This window comes from Streptomyces sp. NPDC001401 (genome assembly GCF_042895385.1).
Classification (GTDB): Bacteria; Actinomycetota; Actinomycetes; order Streptomycetales; family Streptomycetaceae; genus Streptomyces.
The window spans coordinates 26,912-42,292 of the sequence record NZ_JBIAWI010000023.1 but is presented as its reverse complement, the minus strand read 5'-3'; the positions used below and the strand labels follow the sequence as shown (position 1 = coordinate 42,292).

Sequence of the window (15,381 nt, the reverse complement as noted above, 5' to 3'; positions counted from 1 at the left end):
GCATGCGTTTCCTACGGCGACTGCGTGACGATCTCTCCGCAGGCGAGAACCTGGAGCTGTACGTCACGGCGCTCCTCTCCGTGACCCTCGCCGTACTCGGCGTGTTCGACGTGGCCGGCGGCAAGGTCCTCGCCGCCGCCACCCTGGCGACGCTCGCCCTGCTGGCCGGGAGCCTGCTGGGCAGCCGACGCCAGATCGCCGACCTCGCCGCGGAGGTCCGGGCCGGCCGCTCCGGGCAGGCCTCCGCGGTGGACTTCTTCAGCAGTGACAAGCCCGAGGCCGTCGAACAGGTCCGCGCCGCACGGGACATCAGGATCGTCGGCATCACCCTTGCCCGCACCCTGCGCAACCTCGTCGATGAACTGGAGCACCGCGCCGTAGCCGGAGCAGTCGTCAAGGTCGCACTCATCGACCCCACGTCCACGGCACCCGCGGAGGCCGCCCGGCGCAGCACCCTCGCCAACCGGCCCGAGGTGTACGAGAACCGGTTGCGCCCCTCGATCGACCTCCTCAAGGAACTCTTGGAGAGACCAGGAGTGGACGGCAGGGTCGAGGTCAGGTTCCTGCCCTTCGTGCCCGCCCACGGGCTGATGCTCCTGGATCCCGGACGGTCGAACGGAATCATCTACGTGGACGTCTACTCCCACAGCTCCGCCAGCGGCGACGCCGTCTTCACGGTGAAGCCGGGGCGCGACGGCCACTGGTACGAGCACTTCCAGGCCGAGTTCGAGCGCGTGTGGGAGTCGGGCCGCCCGGCCGGTGCCAGGGACGGCTTTCCCGGCGCCCGGTGAGGCGGCGAGGAAATTGTAATTTCCGTTACGAGAATGGCCTTCTCGGATCGGTTGTCGAGACCGAGTGACGCAGGGTGCGCCGAGCTGTTCACTGGACGTTCAGTCGGGCGACGGTTTGTTCGGTCTCCAGTGAGTAGGTTCCCTTCATGGCGACTGCACAAGCAACTGACAGCAATCCCGGCGAGCTGAAAGACGTCCCGGGCTGGTTTCCGCCGTTGGATCAGGTCCTGTTCACCTGGTTCCTCGAGCGGCAGGAGACACGCGGTTTCCGGGGCGACTTGCTGGAACTCGGCGCCTACATGGGCAAGAGCGCGATCCTGCTCGGTCAACATCGTCAGGACGGCGAGAAGTTCACGGTCTGCGACCTCTTCGGCGGCGACGCCCCGGACGGGGCCAACCAGGCCGAGACGGCCAAGTCGTACTCCTCGCTCACCCGGCAGGCCTTCGAGCGCAACTACCTCTCCTTCCACGACACGCTGCCCCGGGTGATCGAGGCCACCACCTCCGTGATCTCCAAGGAGGTGGTGCCGGACAGCTGCCGCCTCGTCCATATCGATGCCTCGCACCTGTACGAACACGTCCGCGACGACATAGGCGCGGCCCACGACCTCCTGCTGCCGGACGGCATTGTCGTCCTTGACGACTTCCGCTCCGAGCACACCCCCGGCGTCTCGGTCGCCACCTGGGAGGCTGTGCTCAACCGCGGCCTGCGCCCCATCTGTCTCAGCACCCAGAAGCTGTACGGCACTTGGGGCGATCCGGAACCGGTGCAGGAGGAGCTGCTGGCGATGCTCAGGGAGCGCACGGATGTCGGCCTGAGCGTCCAGGAGGCCGCGGGGCACTGCCTGGTCCGTGCCCGCGCCCACAAGGGAATGCAGCCGCCGGCCTTCCCGCGATCCCGGTACTACACGGCACCCGAGCGGCCCGAGGTCACGACGCCGGCCTCTGCGCACGCTGCTGCTTCCGCTTCTGCGCCCCGTCGCCGCCGCTCCCGGGTCCGCCGTATCGGCGTGGACCTGTTGCCGCCGATCGTCACCCGGGCCATACGCCGGGCTCTCGCTCCCGGCGCCCAGGGCGCCCCGGGGCGTGTGTCACGTTGAGGAGCGGCGTGCAGTAGGCGGCGGAGCCTGCGAGCAAGCCGCGCCTGTGCTGCGGCATGTGTTCGCAGGTCCTCAGTTGCGGGTGAGGCCGTTCGCGCAGTAGTCCCAGATCTCCTCCGCGGTGAGCGGGTGGGCTTCCTCCTGCCCGCTCGACTGGGCGTTGGACATGACGGTCTGCATGGTCAGTGCCGCCACCCGGCGGGCCTGGAAGCCCGAACGCAGCAGGTCGGCCGCCTCGAGCTCCTCTATCAGCTCGGCGAACAGCGCGAGCAGCGGCGCGTTCGCGACCCGCATCTCGGCCGGGTGGGAGATGAGCAGGCGCAGCGCGAAGTCCGTGAACAGCGGATGCTGCTTCCCCGACGGGTCGGGGCGCGAGCTCTCGAACAGCTCCTGGACGACGACCTTGAGCCGGTCCAGCGGGTCGGCCTGCTCGGCGGCGATGGCGCGCAGCTCGTCGGCCGACGTGCTCATCGCTTCCTCGAACAGCGCCGGCAGCAGCTCATGCTTGCCGTCGAAGGGCTGGTAGAAGCTCCGCAGTGAGGTTCTCGCAGTCTCGATGTCCACCAGACCGGGCACGGAAACGCGCTCAGCCGTTCTCGGCCAGGCTCTGGGTGCCGACCACGGAGATGAGATCCAGCTTCTCGGCGGCCTCGGTGCCCGGTTCGGCCGAGTAGACGAGGATGTGCAGGTCGTTCTCCTCCACCCGGAGGAGGTCGCAGTCCAGTGTCAGCAGGCCGACCTGGGGATGTTCGATCGTCTTGCGCGAGGCCTGGAGCCGGCCGACGACGCCCGCGTCCCACAGCTCCGCGAACCGCTTGCTGTGGCTGCGCAACTCCGCGATCAGCCGGCGCAGTTGATGGTCGGCGGGGTACCGGGCAGCGGTGGCCCGGAGTTCGGCGACCATGCCCGCCTCGAAGGCCTGCAGCTCCTCGGGTGTGTGCCGGACCCGGCTGGGCACGCCCATGAAGTTGCGCCACACGCCGTTGCGTTCGAAGCCGCGCAGACCGGACGGGTCGCCCATCAGCGCCGCGTACATCGGGTTGGCGACCAGTAGTGTCATCGCCGCGTCGGAGACACCCACGGGGGTGTCCACCAACCGGTCCAGCAGACGCTGGACGCTGGGGGTGATGTACGCGGGCACCACGTCGGGGCCGGGTGGCACCAGCTCCGCCAGCCGGAACAGATAGGCCCGCTCGTCCGGCGACAGCCGCAGCGCCCGGGCCAGCGCCTCGACGACCTGCCCGGAGGGGTTGGCCGCCCGGCCCTGTTCGAGGCGCGTGATGTAGTCGACCGAGATCCCGGCCAGCAGGGCCAGCTCCTCGCGCCGCAGACCGGCCGCGCGCCGGTGGCCGCCGGAGGGCAGTCCCGCCGTCTCCGGGGAGACCCGGTCGCGCCAGCGCCGCAGCGCCCGTCCGAGTTCCGTCGCCGTCATGCCCCCAGTGAACACCGCGGGCCGCACATGTGCCTGGTACTCCGAGTCCCAGGAAGAGGGGTCTCCTGGCTGATCGCAGTGAAGCGCCGGAGGCTGGATGCATGACGACAACACTGATCACCGGAGCCAACAAGGGCATCGGCCACGAGACCGCCCGCCAGCTCATCGCCGCAGGTCACACCGTATACGTGGGGGCACGCGACGCCGAGCGCGGACGCCGGGCCGCCGAACAGCTGGGCGCACGCTTCGTCCTCCTCGACGTCACCGACGACGCCACGGTCGAGGCCGCGGCCAAGACCATCGAGGCCGACGGCGGGCTCGACGTGCTGATCAACAACGCCGGGATCGAGACCAGGGGCGAGGGCAACAGCGTGCCCACCGCCGAGACCGTGACCGCCGACCAGATGCGCAACACCTTCGAGACGAACGTCTTCGGCGTCGTCCGCGTCACCCACGCGTTCCTGCCGCTGCTGCAGCGCTCGGCCGCGCCGGTCGTGGTCAACGTCAGCAGCGGCCTGGCCTCACTGACCCACCTCTCCGACCCGGACCACCCCGCGCACTTCTACCCGGGCGTCGCCTACCCGACGTCCAAGACCGCGGTCAACATGCTCACCGTGCAGTTCGCGAAGGCGTTCCCGAACATGCGGATCAACTCCGTCGAACCCGGCTTCACCAAGACGGACCTCAACGGCAACACGGGCACCCAGACCGTCGAGCAGGCCGCCGAGATCATCGTGCGCATGGCGCAGGTCGCGCCCGACGGCCCCACCGGTGGTTATTTCGACGTCAACGGGCGGCTGCCCTGGTGAGCCGCAGGTGCAGCGAGTCATCGGGACTGCCCAGGCCATATTGAGAAGCGACCCGGGCAGCCCCCGAACGCCCTCAGCCCTTGCGGGCGTTGATCTCCTCGGTGAGCTGCGGGACGACGTCGAAGAGGTCGCCGACCACGCCGTAGTCGACCAGGTCGAAGATCGGGGCCTCGGCGTCCTTGTTGACCGCCACGATGGTCTTCGAGGTCTGCATGCCGGCCCGGTGCTGGATGGCGCCGGAGATGCCGTTGGCGATGTACAGCTGCGGCGACACACTCTTGCCGGTCTGGCCGACCTGGTTGGTGTGCGGGTACCAGCCGGCGTCCACCGCGGCGCGGGAGGCGCCGACCGCGGCACCCAGGCTGTCGGCGAGGGCCTCGATGATCGGGAAGTTCTCGGCGCCGTTGACGCCGCGGCCGCCGGAGACCACGATCGCGGCCTCGGTCAGCTCCGGACGGCCGGTCGACTCGCGCGGGGTGCGGGCGGTGACCTTGGTGCCGGTCGCCTGTTCCGAGAAGATGATGGCGAGGGCCTCGGCCGTGCCGGCGGCCGGGGCGGCCTCCACCGCGGCGGAGTTGGGCTTGACGGTGATGACCGGGGTGCCCTTGATGACACGGGTCTTGGTGGTGAAGGAGGCGGCGAACACCGACTGGGTGGCCACCGGGCCCTCCTCGCCGGCCTCGAGGTCGACGGCGTCGGTGATGATGCCGGAGCCGATGCGCAGCGCCAGACGCGCGGCGATCTCCTTGCCCTCCGCGGAGGACGGCACCAGCACGGCGGCCGGGGAGACGGCCTCGTAGGCGGCCTGCAGCGCATCGACCTTCGGTACGACCAGGTAGTCGGCGTACTCGGCGGCCTCGTTGGTGATAACGCGGGTCGCGCCGTGCTCGGCCAGCACGCTCGTCGTGTTTCGTGCACCCGCGCCGAGCGCGACGGCGACCGGCTCGCCGATGCGGCGGGCCAGGGTCAGCAGCTCCAGGGTGGGCTTGCGGACGGCACCGTCCACGTGGTCGACGTAGACGAGAACTTCAGCCATGGGACAGCAACTCCTAAGGAATCAGACGAACTTCTGGCTCGCGAGGAAGGCGGCGAGCTGCTTGCCGCCCTCGCCCTCGTCCTTGACGATCGTGCCCGCGGTGCGCGCCGGACGCTCGGCCGCCGACTCGACCTTGGTGTACGCACCGTCCAGACCGACCTCTTCGGCGTCGATCTCCAGGTCCGACAGGTCCCACGACTGAACCGGCTTCTTCTTCGCCGCCATGATGCCCTTGAAGGACGGGTAACGCGCCTCACCCGACTGGTCGGTGACCGACACGACCGCCGGCAGCGAGGCCTCCAGCTGCTCGGACGCGGCGTCGCCGTCGCGGCGGCCCTTGACGATGCCGTCCTCCACGCTCACCTCGGACAGCAGGGTCACCTGCGGCACACCGAGGCGCTCGGCCACCAGTGCCGGGACGATGCCGGCGGTGCCGTCGGTGGAGGCCATGCCGGAGACCACCAGGTCGAAGCCGGCCTTCTCGATCGCCTTGGCCAGCACCAGCGAGGTGCCGATCGCGTCGGTGCCGTGCAGGTCGTCGTCCTCGACGTGGATGGCCTTGTCGGCGCCCATGGACAGCGCCTTGCGCAGCGCGTCCTTGGCGTCCTCCGGACCCACCGTCAAAACGGTGATCTCCACGTCGTCGTCGGAGTTCTCGGAGATCTGCAGCGCCTGCTCGACCGCGTACTCGTCCAGCTCGGAGAGCAGACCGTCCACGTCGTCCCGGTCGACGGTCAGGTCATCGGCGAAGTGCCGGTCGCCAGTGGCGTCGGGCACGTACTTCACAGTGACAACGATCCTCAAGCTCAAGACTCTTTCTCCTTTACAGATGTCTGTAGATGTCTGCAGATATCACTGACCGCTGCGCCGCAGCCGCACGCGGTACGAGTAGTGCTCGGGCAGGAAGTGGCTGATGGCCAGTTCGACGAGCTGACCGGCGACCGTCTGGTAGACGCGGTCGATACGCAGCAGGGCGCGGCCCGGTTCACAGCCCAGGTGCTTGGCGATCTCCGGCGTGGCCTCGGCGACGGTGATGCTCTGCTCGGCCTCGGCGATCGGGTCGGGCAGCCGCTGGTCGAGCAGACCGATGACGGTGAAGGCGTTGGGTGTGCCCGGCAGCGTCAACTCGTCCACGGACTCCAGCAGTTGGCCGACGGCGGGCGGCAGCCAGACCGACGTGTGGCAGAACGCGACGTCGTCGTGCAGCCGTAGAAAAGCCAGCTTGTGCACCCGGTCCGTGTTCAGGCCCAGTCGTCCCGCCGCGTCGACGTCGACCCGCCGGTGCAGGGGCGTGACGACGTCCATACGGGTGTCGATGGACAGCCCCATCAGGTCGTCCACCGAGCCGAACTGCCGCAGGTACTGCTCCTCGCGGGGCGTGGCGAACGTCCCGCGCCCCGGCACCCGGTAGACCAGCCCCTCGGCGACGAGGTCCTGGAATGCCCGGCGCACGGTCTGCCGGCTCACCCCGTACGTCTCGGCCAGCTCCGCCTCGGTGGGCAGCCGGACCCCGTCCGGATAGTCGTGCCGCAGGATCGCCGCCCGCAGCTCCCGGGCGAGCCGGAAGTACGTGCTCTCCCGCTGCGGTTGCTCAGCCATCGAGGCCGCCCCTCGCCACCAACTGCGCCGCGATCACGTTCCGTTGGATCTCGTTGGTGCCCTCGCCCACGATCATCAGCGGGGCGTCCCGGAAGTACCGCTCGACGTCGAACTCCGTCGAGTAGCCGTAACCGCCGTGAATCCGCACGGCGTTGAGCGCGATCTCCATCGCCGTCTCGGACGCGAACAGCTTGGCCATGCCCGCCTCCATGTCGATGCGGCGTCCGGCGTCGGCCTCCCGGGCCGCGTGCAGCGTCAGCTGACGGGCGGCCGTGAGCTTGGTCGCCATGTCGGCCAGGTAGTTGCCGATGGACTGGTGCCGCCAGATCGGCTTGCCGAACGATTCCCGTTCCTGCGCGTAGCGCAGCGAGTCCTCCAGGGCCGCCCGCCCCACGCCGAGCGCCCGGGCGGCGACCTGGAGCCGTCCCGTCTCCAGCCCCTTCATCATCTGAGCGAAACCGTGGCCCTCCTCGCCGCCGAGCAGTGCGTCGGCCGGTACGCGGTGGTCCTCGAAGGACAACTCGCAGCTTTCGACGCCCTTGTAGCCGAGTTTGGGCAGGTCGCGGGAGACGACGAGGCCCGGGCCGTGCTCGGCCAGCAGGACCGAGATGCCCGCATGGCGGGGGCTGGCGGCCGGGTCGGTCTTGCACAGCAGCGCGATCAGGCCGGAGCGGCGGGAGTTGGTGATCCAGGTCTTGGCGCCGTTGACGACGTACTCCTCGCCTTCGCGGCGCGCGACGGTCGTCATTGCCTGCAGGTCCGAGCCGCCGCCCGGCTCGGTGAGCGCCATCGTGGCGCGCACCTCCCCGGTCGCCAGCCTCGGCAGATACCGCTGCTTCTGCTCCTGCGTGCCGTACAGCAGCAGGAGTCTGGAGACGACGGTGTGGCCGCCCATGGCTCCGGCCAGGCTCATCCAGCCGCGGGCGAGTTCCTCGGTGACGAGTACGAAGCATGGTGTGGAAACCGGGTTCCCGCCGTACTCCTCGGGGATTGCCAGGCCGTAGATGCCGAGTTCCTTCATCCGTTCGATGAGGTTCTCGGGATAGGTGTCGGTGTGCTCCAGTTCCTGGACGACGGGCTTGACGTCCTTGTCGACGAACTCGCGCACGGTCCGGACGACGAGGCGTTCGTCGTCGGAGAGGATGTCCAGGACGCTCATCGGGCGCAACTCCACATCGTCGGGGCTCAGATGACGGCGTCGGCGCGCAGCGCCTCGATGTCGTCGGGGGCGAGGCCGAGGCCGGTAAGGATGGCGTCCGTGTGCTCGCCGACCGCCGGCACGGGATCCATACGCGCGGGAACGCCCGCGAGGTCGGCCGGCGGGAGCAGTGCCTGCACCGTGGCGCCGGGCACGGCCACTTCGCGCCAGCGGTCGCGGGCGGCCAGCACCGGGTGGTCCAGGAACGCGGCGACGTCGTTCACCCCGGCGCAGGCGATGCCGATCTCCTCGAGGTCCTTGAGGAGCTCCTCGGCGTCGGAGCGGGCGCAGCGCTCGGCGACGATCGCGTTGAGTTGGTCGCGGTGCGTGACGCGGTCGGAGCCCGTGGCGAAGCGCGGATCGTTCGTCAACTCCGGTCGCCCCAGGAAATCCGTACACAGGGCGGCCCACTCGCGCTCGTTCTGGATGGAGAAGAGCACCTGCTTCCCGTCGGCCGTGGTGAAGGCGCCGTACGGTGCGATGGTCGCGTGCTGGGTGCCGAGCCGGGCGGGCTGACTGCCGCCGTACCGCGTGTAGTTCGCGGGCTGGCCCATCCACTCCGCGAGCGCCTCGAACAGGGACACCTCCACGGGGTGCGTCCGGCCGGTGGTGGCGCGTGTGTACAGGGCGGTGAGGATGCCCGTGTAGGCGTACATCCCGGCGGCGATGTCGGCGACGGAGATCCCGACGCGTGCCGTCTCGTCGGCGGTTCCGGTGAGGGAGACCAGGCCGGTCTGGCACTGCACCAGCAGGTCGTACGACTTGCGGTCGGCCCACGGCCCGGTCGTGCCGTAGCCGGAGATCGTGCAGGGGATCAGCCGCGGGCAGCGGTCGGCGAGCGCGTCGACGCCGAGGCCCAGCCGGTCGGCGGCTCCGGGCGCGAGATTCTGTACGAACACGTCGGCGTCGTCGAGGAGTTGGTGCAGGATCTCCATGCCGCGCGGATCCTTCAGGTCCAGCGTGAGGGACTCCTTGGAGCGGTTGAGCCAGACGAAATAGCTGGAGTGGCCGTGCACCGTCGTGTCGTAACGGCGCGCGAAGTCGCCCTCGCCCGGCCGCTCCACCTTGATGACCCGGGCGCCGAGATCGGCGAGCTGCCGGGTGGCATAGGGAGCGGCCACCGCCTGCTCCAGGCTGACCACCGTGATGCCGGACAGGGGAAGCTGGTGCACCGTCATGCCTCCTGGTCCTCGTAACGGAAGTGCGGGAAGTGCGGGAAGTGCCTCCGCAGCACCTCGGCCGCGCCCGTCCACGTCAGTCCGTCCAGCAGCGCCGGTACGTCCGGACCGCAGGCGGCGGCCTTGGCGCGCAGGTCGGCGTCGGACAGCGGGCGCCCGGGCGCGCCGGGTGGCAGCGTCAGCTCGGTGTGCACCTCGCCGCCGTCGGCGAGGTCGATGCGCAGGCGGACGCGGCCGTCGAGGAGAGAGCTGGTCCCGCCCGGCAGCAGGTCGGCGCGGACGCGATCGACGAGTGCCTGCGCCGCCGGTCGCCGCACCGCGTCGTCCGTGAAGCTGTCGAAGCCGGGGTAGTCGTCGAGCAGTGCCGCGGCCACGGCGTAGGGCAGCGAGAACTTGCCTTCCAGGCCGGTTCCCGGGCGGTCGTGGATGAGCGGGTGGACGGTTCCCGCCGGCGTGCTCACGGTGACGGCGGTGACCTCTCCGCGGACCCGGTCGCGCACCTCGCGCAGGGCGGCGATGGGCCGCTGCATGGCGTAGCAGCAGGGGAAGAGCTTGACGGCCAGACCCCCGGGGACGGCCGGGGCGGCGGGAAAGCCTGCGTCGGGCTTGCCGCCGACCCGCTCCAGCCAGGCCTCCAGGACTCGCGGATCGGCGGTGGCACCCGCCCGCGTCAGCCGTGCCGCCCGTACGCCCGCGTCGGCGGCGAACCCGACCTGCAGCGACTTGCCGTGCGTCCCGAAGGCTTCCTGCCCGCCACCGGCGGCGGGCACGGCGAGCGCCATCGCGGTGGCGAGCCCCGCCGCGTCCAGGCCGAGAGCGAGCCCGGCCGCGACCGCGGCGGCCGGGGCACCCGCGGTGCACGTCGCGTGCCAGCCGGCCGCGTAGTGGCCCCAGCCGAGCATCGCCCCGAGCCGGGCCATGACTCCTGCGCCGGCGAGATACGCCCGGGCGCCACCGCCGGCCGCGAGCACCGCCGGGACGGTGACCACGGAGATGTGGGTGGTCGTGTCGGTGTGCAGATCGTCGAAGTCGAGCACGTGCGCCATGGCCGCCCAGCGCGCCGCGTCCGGCAGCGGAGCGGTGACGTTGCGCAGGGGATGCGCACGGGCGGCCAGTGCCACGGCCACGGTGTCGGCCAGGGCCCGCGCGGCGAGCTCCGCATCGTCCGGCGTCGGGCGGTACGCGTGGGCCCACCGGGCGAGGGCACGGGCGACAGTCAACGGTCTCCCCGGGGTTCGTTGCCCGCCTTCGGACGGCGGACAGCTCCTCTGCTCAGATTTGTACGGCCAAATACGGGACCCTGTCAACGGCGAGTCCATCCTTGTGACCAGGGTCTTGTCGCGGCGTTCGTGACCTGCCGAACCGGGCTTCCGCACAATGCCGAAGCTTTGTACACAACAATGCGGCGCCTGGCAGGCACTTTCGGATCAGAGTGCTCTGTCGGCACTCGGCTGCGCCGCCTGTGCCGGCTGTGCGATACGGCGGGGCAGCAGCAGCGGGGTGGCCAGGAGAAGGACACCGGCGATGCCGATCGCCGTGCGGGGGCCGGTCAGTCCGGCCAGCAGACCCCACAGCGCGGTCAGTGCGGCGGTCGTCGCCTTGCCGGTGACCGACCATGCCGCGAGCATGCGGGCCACCCGGTCCGGGGCCGTCTGCTGCAGCCGGTAGGTGGAGTACACCGGGTTGAACACGGCACAGACGGTGATCACCCCCAGCTCCACGACCATCACGAGCACCAACCCCGGCGTGCCGGGCCGGACAAAGGCGAGCCCGACCGGAAAGCAGGCCCGCAGCCACCCTGAGGTGATCAGCACCCGGTGCTGTCCGAACCGCGTCACCAGTCGGCGGGCCAGCCGCGAGCCGACCAGGCCGCCCAGGCACGGCACGGAGAAGGCGAGCCCGTACTGCCAGGGCGCGAACCCGAGATCGCCGACCATCAGGACGGCGAGCAGCGGAACCGCCACCATCATCAGGCCGTTCACCACAAGCGTGTTGAAGAACAGCGGGCGCAGCACCGGATGGGCCAGGACGTACCGCCAGCCTTCGAGCAGGCCACCGGCCGGTGCGGGGCCCGTCCGTGTCGGCCGGGTCTCCGTCCCGCCGGCCGCACGGATGCCGAGGGCCGACAGCAGATAGCTGACCGCGTCGGCCAGGACGGTCACCACCGGCCCCAACACGCCGATCGCCGCTCCGCCGAGCGGTGGTCCGAGTACGGTGGCGGTCCATGTCGTCGCCTCGAAGCGGGCGTTGGCGGCCAGCAGGTCGTGCGAGGGCAGAAGCGACTTCAGGAAGGATCCGCTGGCCGCCACGAATCCGATGTCGGCCGCCGCGACGACGATGGACACAACCAGCAGTTGTACGTAGCTGAGACCGCTCCATGCGAAAGCGGCGGGGATGGTCAGCAGCGCCACGAACCGGACCAGGTCCATCCCGATCATCACGGGCCGCTTGCGGCGGAACTCCACCCACGGCCCGAGCGGCACCGCCACCGCGGCCCCCACCGCGAGCCCCGCGGCCTTCAGCACCGCCACCTCGGTCGCCCCGGCATGCAGAACGATCACCGCGATCAGCGAAAACGCGTCGAAGGCGAGCTGGGTGCCGAGCGTGCTCACCGCGTACGCCGCCCACAGCCACCCGAACCGCCGCCCCAGCGGTCGCCCGCCCCCCATGCCTGCCTCCCGCTGCGCCCGATTTCCGACCCGCGACATCAAAGCCGGTCACGCGGCGCGGGAGCAAACAACCGACGCGCCGCTCACTCGACAACCGGACGTTGTAGAAAGGGGTGCGTGGATCTCGACGCAGTGCGCACCTTCGTGGCCGTCGCGGACGCCGGACAGTTCCGGGAAGCCGCCCTCGGCCTGAACGTCACCCAGCAGGCCGTCTCCAAGCGGGTCGCCGCACTGGAGAAGGACCTCGGCGCGCGGCTGTTCACCCGCACCGCGCGCGGCGCCCAGCTCACCGTCGACGGACAGGTCTTCCTGCCCCACGCCCGCGACCTCCTGAGGGCCGAGGAACGTGCCGCGGCCTCCGTACGGCCCGGCCGCCGCGCCCTGCGCGTCGACGTGATCGGCCGCCGGCTCGCCCCGGCCGATCTGGTACGGGACTTCCACCGAGCCCATCCCGCAGTCGCCCTCGACGTCGTGACCCTGTTCGACGCCGACGCGGCGCTCTCCGCGGTGCGCTCCGGCACGATCGACGCGTCCTTCCGCGCCCTCACCCTGCCCGCGCGGCAGCTGCCCGAGGGCATCGAGGCGGCCCGCGTCCACGACGAGCCCCTCGAGCTCCTCACCGGCCCCCGGCACGCGCTCGCCGCCGCCCGCGCCGTCACCCCGGCCCAGCTGGCCGGGCACCGCATCTGGATGCCCGGCAACGTCGCCGGAACCGAATGGGCCGCCTTCTACGACGACCTGGCCGCGGCCTTCGGCTTCACCATCGAGGTCACCGGACCCGACTTCGGCACCGAACCGCTGCTCGACACCATCGCCGACTCCCCGCTGCTCGCGACCTTCGTCGGCGTACAGACCCGCATGGTCTGGCCGGCCGACCACGACCTGCGCCGCATCCCCCTGCGCGACCCCACACCGGTCTACCCGCACTCGCTGGTCTGGCGTGCCGACAACCCGCACCCGGCGCTGGCCTCGCTCCGCGCCCACCTCGGCACCGCCCGGCAGGACGCGGACACCTGGACACCGAAATGGGCCCAGCAATAGCCCCCAACCGGACCCGGCAAGAGCCGCGCCACGGCCCCCGCCGCCTTCAACACCAGAATCCGCTCCCAGCCCAGCCCCGGTTCCAGCAGGGCTGAGCGCCGTGCACCCCCACACGGACAGTCGGCGAAACTCCTCGACAACGTGCCGCTCATGGCCAAGCCGGCCACCGCAGCCGGCACCCTCGCCCTCATGAACAGGCAACGGCCGACGGTCAGTTGAGGGTGTCCGGGTCCGGACCGGTGCGCAGGCCCCGGTCGAGGGCGGCGATCGCGGCCATCTCCTCGTCGCCGAGGGCGAAGTCGAAGACGTCGATGTTCTCCTGGATGCGGGCGGGTGTGACGGACTTCGGGATCACGACGTTCCCGAGCTGAAGGTGCCAGCGCAGCACCACCTGAGCAGAGGACTTGCCGTGCCGCTCGGCGATCGCCGTCAGCGCGGGCTCGGCGAGCACCGCGCCCTGGGCCAGCGGGCTCCAGGCCTCCGTGACGATGCCCAGATCGGCGTGCAGGGAGCGCAGTTCACGCTGCTGGAGGCCGGGGTGCAGCTCGATCTGGTTGACGGCCGGCACCAGCGAGGTGCTCTCCAGGAGCCGGTGCAGATGGGCGGGCTGGAAGTTGGAGACACCGGCCGCGCGGATCCGCCCGTCGGCCGTGAGCTTCTCGATCGCCTGCCAGGACTCTCGGTACAGGTCGCGGCCGGGCGTGGGCCAGTGGATCAGGTAGAGGTCGACGTACTCCAGGCCCAGCTTGGCCAGGCTTGCGTCGAACGCGCGGAGTGTGGCGTCGTAACCCTGGTCGGCGTTCCACAGCTTGGTGGTGACGAACAGTTCCTGGCGGGCGATGCCGGAGGAGGCGAGGGCGGTGCCGACGCCGGCCTCGTTGCCGTAGACGGCGGCCGTGTCGATGCCGCGGTATCCGGCCTCCAGCGCGGCCCTCACCGTGGGGGCGGTCTCGGCGTCGGGGACCTGGAAGACACCGAAGCCGAGCCGGGGGATCTCGACGCCGTTGTTGAGCGTGACGGTGGTGACGGTGGGGGCCATGTGCGTTGCGTTCCTTGCGAGTTGGTGGATCAGTGCTGTGCGGCGGCCGGGATGTGCTCGGCCGGTGCGGAGGCGGCCACGACACGGCCGGCCGGGCCGGTGCGGCGGTCGAGGAAGGCCGCCAGGAAGGACAGGAGCAGCGCGCTGCCGGCCAGCAGGGCGCCGACCCAGTTCGGTGCCGTGTAGCCGAGCCCGGCCGCGATGACGACGCCGCCGAGCCAGGCGGCCAGCGCGTTGCCGAGGTTGAAGGCACCGATGTTGGCGGCGGACGCCAGCGTCGGTGCGGCCGAGGCCTGGTCGAGCACCCACTTCTGCAGCGGAGGCACGGTGGCGAAGCCGAGGGCGCCGATCAGCGTCAGGGTGAGCGCGGCGAGAACCTTGTTGTGGGCGGTCGCCGTGAAGAGCAGCAGCACCAGGGACAGCGCGCCGAGAGCCGAGAACAGCATGGGCATCAGAGCCCGGTCGGCGAACCGGCCGCCCACCAGGTTCCCGAGGAACATCCCGGCCCCGAACAGCACCAGCAGCCAGGTCACCGCACCGGCCGAGTAACCGGCGACCTCGGTCATCATCGGAGTGATGTAGGTGATCGCGGCGAACACCCCGCCGAAGCCGAGGATCGTCATCGCCATCGCGATCCAGACCTGCACATTGCGGAAGGCGGCGAACTCGGTACGGATGGTGCCGGACTCCGGGCGGCCCAGCTCGGGCACCAGCTTCGCAACCCCGATGAAGCCCGCGATGCCGAGCGCGGCGACAGCGGTGAAGGTGACCCGCCACCCGGCGGCCTGGCCGATGTACGTGCCCAGCGGGACGCCCACGATGTTGGCGACGGTCAGCCCGGTGAACATCAGGGAGATCGCGGAGGCCTTCTTCTCCGGCGCGACCAGACCGGCGGCGACCACGGAGCCGATGCCGAAGAACGCGCCGTGCGCGAGCGAGGCGACCACCCGGCCGGCGAGCATGACGCCGAAGGTGGGGGCGAACGCGGACAGGGTGTTGCCGGCCACGAACAGGCCCATGAGGAACATGAGCATCTTCTTGCGGGAGACCTTGGTGCCCAGGACCGTCAGCAGGGGTGCGCCGAGGACCACGCCCAGGGCGTAGCCGGAGACGAGCCAGCCGGCGGTGGGGATGGAGACGCCGAAGTCACCCGCGACCTCGGGCAGCACGCCCATGATCACGAATTCCGTGGTGCCGATCCCGAAGGCCCCGATGGCCAGGGCCAGGAGGGCGAGAGGCATGGGAAGTACCTTCCAGGCGATTGCGTGTAACGCTTACAGGCGTAGACAATAGTTGCAGACGCTGGATAAGTGCAAGTGTGATGAATGCCTGGGGCTGGTAGTGGGGGTCCGCAAGTATTTGGGCAAGCAAAACCCCCGCAGTGACGGAATCGGCGGCGGGGGTTGGGAACTGCTGGGGTTTGACTGAGCAGGAGTGCGTTCTGGCGTGTGTGAGTGAGCACGGAGGCTCCTGGCCGGCGGCTGGGTGC

At 70.5% G+C, this 15,381-nt stretch carries 15 protein-coding genes; 4 read left to right on the top strand and 11 right to left on the bottom strand.

Annotated elements, in window-relative coordinates:
* Positions 1-2 precede the first annotated feature (2 nt).
* Both ACFY10_RS47115 and ACFY10_RS47110 read left to right on the top strand, forming a co-directional pair.
* Positions 3-791, top strand: a complete 789-nt coding sequence (locus tag ACFY10_RS47115) for a hypothetical protein (RefSeq protein WP_390671558.1) — start codon at positions 3-5, stop codon at positions 789-791.
* 146 nt (positions 792-937) lie between these two features.
* A complete protein-coding gene (locus tag ACFY10_RS47110; RefSeq protein WP_390671557.1) occupies positions 938-1,891 on the top strand; it encodes a class I SAM-dependent methyltransferase in 954 nt (317 codons plus the stop codon).
* A gap of 72 nt (positions 1,892-1,963) precedes the next feature.
* Here ACFY10_RS47110 and ACFY10_RS47105 read toward each other — a convergent pair whose 3' ends face one another.
* Together ACFY10_RS47105 and ACFY10_RS47100 are read right to left on the bottom strand one after the other, a co-directional pair.
* Positions 1,964-2,467 (bottom strand): TetR/AcrR family transcriptional regulator, encoded by a 504-nt coding sequence (locus tag ACFY10_RS47105; protein WP_390671556.1) that lies wholly within the window; start codon positions 2,465-2,467, stop codon positions 1,964-1,966.
* A gap of 10 nt (positions 2,468-2,477) precedes the next feature.
* Entirely contained in the window at positions 2,478-3,323 is an 846-nt protein-coding gene (locus ACFY10_RS47100; RefSeq protein ID WP_390671555.1) for a helix-turn-helix transcriptional regulator, read from the bottom strand.
* A 101-nt stretch (positions 3,324-3,424) separates the two neighbouring features.
* On the opposite strand from ACFY10_RS47100, the gene ACFY10_RS47095 reads away from it, so the two are divergent.
* A complete protein-coding gene (locus tag ACFY10_RS47095; RefSeq protein WP_390671554.1) occupies positions 3,425-4,132 on the top strand; it encodes an SDR family oxidoreductase in 708 nt (235 codons plus the stop codon).
* Positions 4,133-4,205: 73 nt separating this feature from the next.
* On the opposite strand, the gene ACFY10_RS47090 is transcribed toward ACFY10_RS47095, so the two are convergent.
* The 7 genes from ACFY10_RS47090 to ACFY10_RS47060 form a co-directional block, all read right to left on the bottom strand.
* On the bottom strand, positions 4,206-5,168 hold the full coding sequence (locus tag ACFY10_RS47090) for an electron transfer flavoprotein subunit alpha/FixB family protein (protein WP_390671553.1): 963 nt from the start codon (positions 5,166-5,168) through the stop codon (positions 4,206-4,208).
* A 21-nt stretch (positions 5,169-5,189) separates the two neighbouring features.
* The gene (locus tag ACFY10_RS47085) at positions 5,190-5,978 is read right to left on the bottom strand and encodes an electron transfer flavoprotein subunit beta/FixA family protein (RefSeq protein ID WP_390671552.1); all 789 of its coding nucleotides are present in this window, start codon (positions 5,976-5,978) and stop codon (positions 5,190-5,192) included.
* A 42-nt stretch (positions 5,979-6,020) separates the two neighbouring features.
* Positions 6,021-6,767 (bottom strand): GntR family transcriptional regulator, encoded by a 747-nt coding sequence (locus tag ACFY10_RS47080; protein ID WP_390671551.1) that lies wholly within the window; start codon positions 6,765-6,767, stop codon positions 6,021-6,023.
* On the bottom strand, positions 6,760-7,926 hold the full coding sequence (locus ACFY10_RS47075) for an acyl-CoA dehydrogenase family protein (RefSeq protein ID WP_390671550.1): 1,167 nt from the start codon (positions 7,924-7,926) through the stop codon (positions 6,760-6,762). Before ACFY10_RS47075 ends, ACFY10_RS47080 begins: the two co-directional genes overlap by 8 nt.
* Before the next feature lie 26 nt (positions 7,927-7,952).
* The gene (locus ACFY10_RS47070; protein WP_390671549.1) at positions 7,953-9,143 is read right to left on the bottom strand and encodes a CaiB/BaiF CoA transferase family protein; all 1,191 of its coding nucleotides are present in this window, start codon (positions 9,141-9,143) and stop codon (positions 7,953-7,955) included.
* Positions 9,140-10,363 (bottom strand): MmgE/PrpD family protein, encoded by a 1,224-nt coding sequence (locus ACFY10_RS47065; protein ID WP_390671548.1) that lies wholly within the window; start codon positions 10,361-10,363, stop codon positions 9,140-9,142. Before ACFY10_RS47065 ends, ACFY10_RS47070 begins: the two co-directional genes overlap by 4 nt.
* Before the next feature lie 207 nt (positions 10,364-10,570).
* Positions 10,571-11,812, bottom strand: coding sequence for an MFS transporter (locus ACFY10_RS47060; protein ID WP_390671547.1), 1,242 nt, complete (start codon positions 11,810-11,812; stop codon positions 10,571-10,573).
* Between the two features lie 117 nt (positions 11,813-11,929).
* Here ACFY10_RS47060 and ACFY10_RS47055 point away from each other — a divergent pair, with 117 nt between their 5' ends.
* Positions 11,930-12,853 (top strand): LysR family transcriptional regulator, encoded by a 924-nt coding sequence (locus tag ACFY10_RS47055; RefSeq protein ID WP_390671546.1) that lies wholly within the window; start codon positions 11,930-11,932, stop codon positions 12,851-12,853.
* A gap of 211 nt (positions 12,854-13,064) precedes the next feature.
* On the opposite strand, the gene ACFY10_RS47050 is transcribed toward ACFY10_RS47055, so the two are convergent.
* Together ACFY10_RS47050 and ACFY10_RS47045 are read right to left on the bottom strand one after the other, a co-directional pair.
* Positions 13,065-13,892, bottom strand: coding sequence for an aldo/keto reductase (locus ACFY10_RS47050; protein ID WP_390671545.1), 828 nt, complete (start codon positions 13,890-13,892; stop codon positions 13,065-13,067).
* A 29-nt stretch (positions 13,893-13,921) separates the two neighbouring features.
* Complete coding sequence (locus ACFY10_RS47045; RefSeq protein ID WP_390671544.1) at positions 13,922-15,133, bottom strand: MFS transporter; 1,212 nt, start codon at positions 15,131-15,133, stop codon at positions 13,922-13,924.
* Between the last annotated feature and the right edge of the window lie 248 nt (positions 15,134-15,381).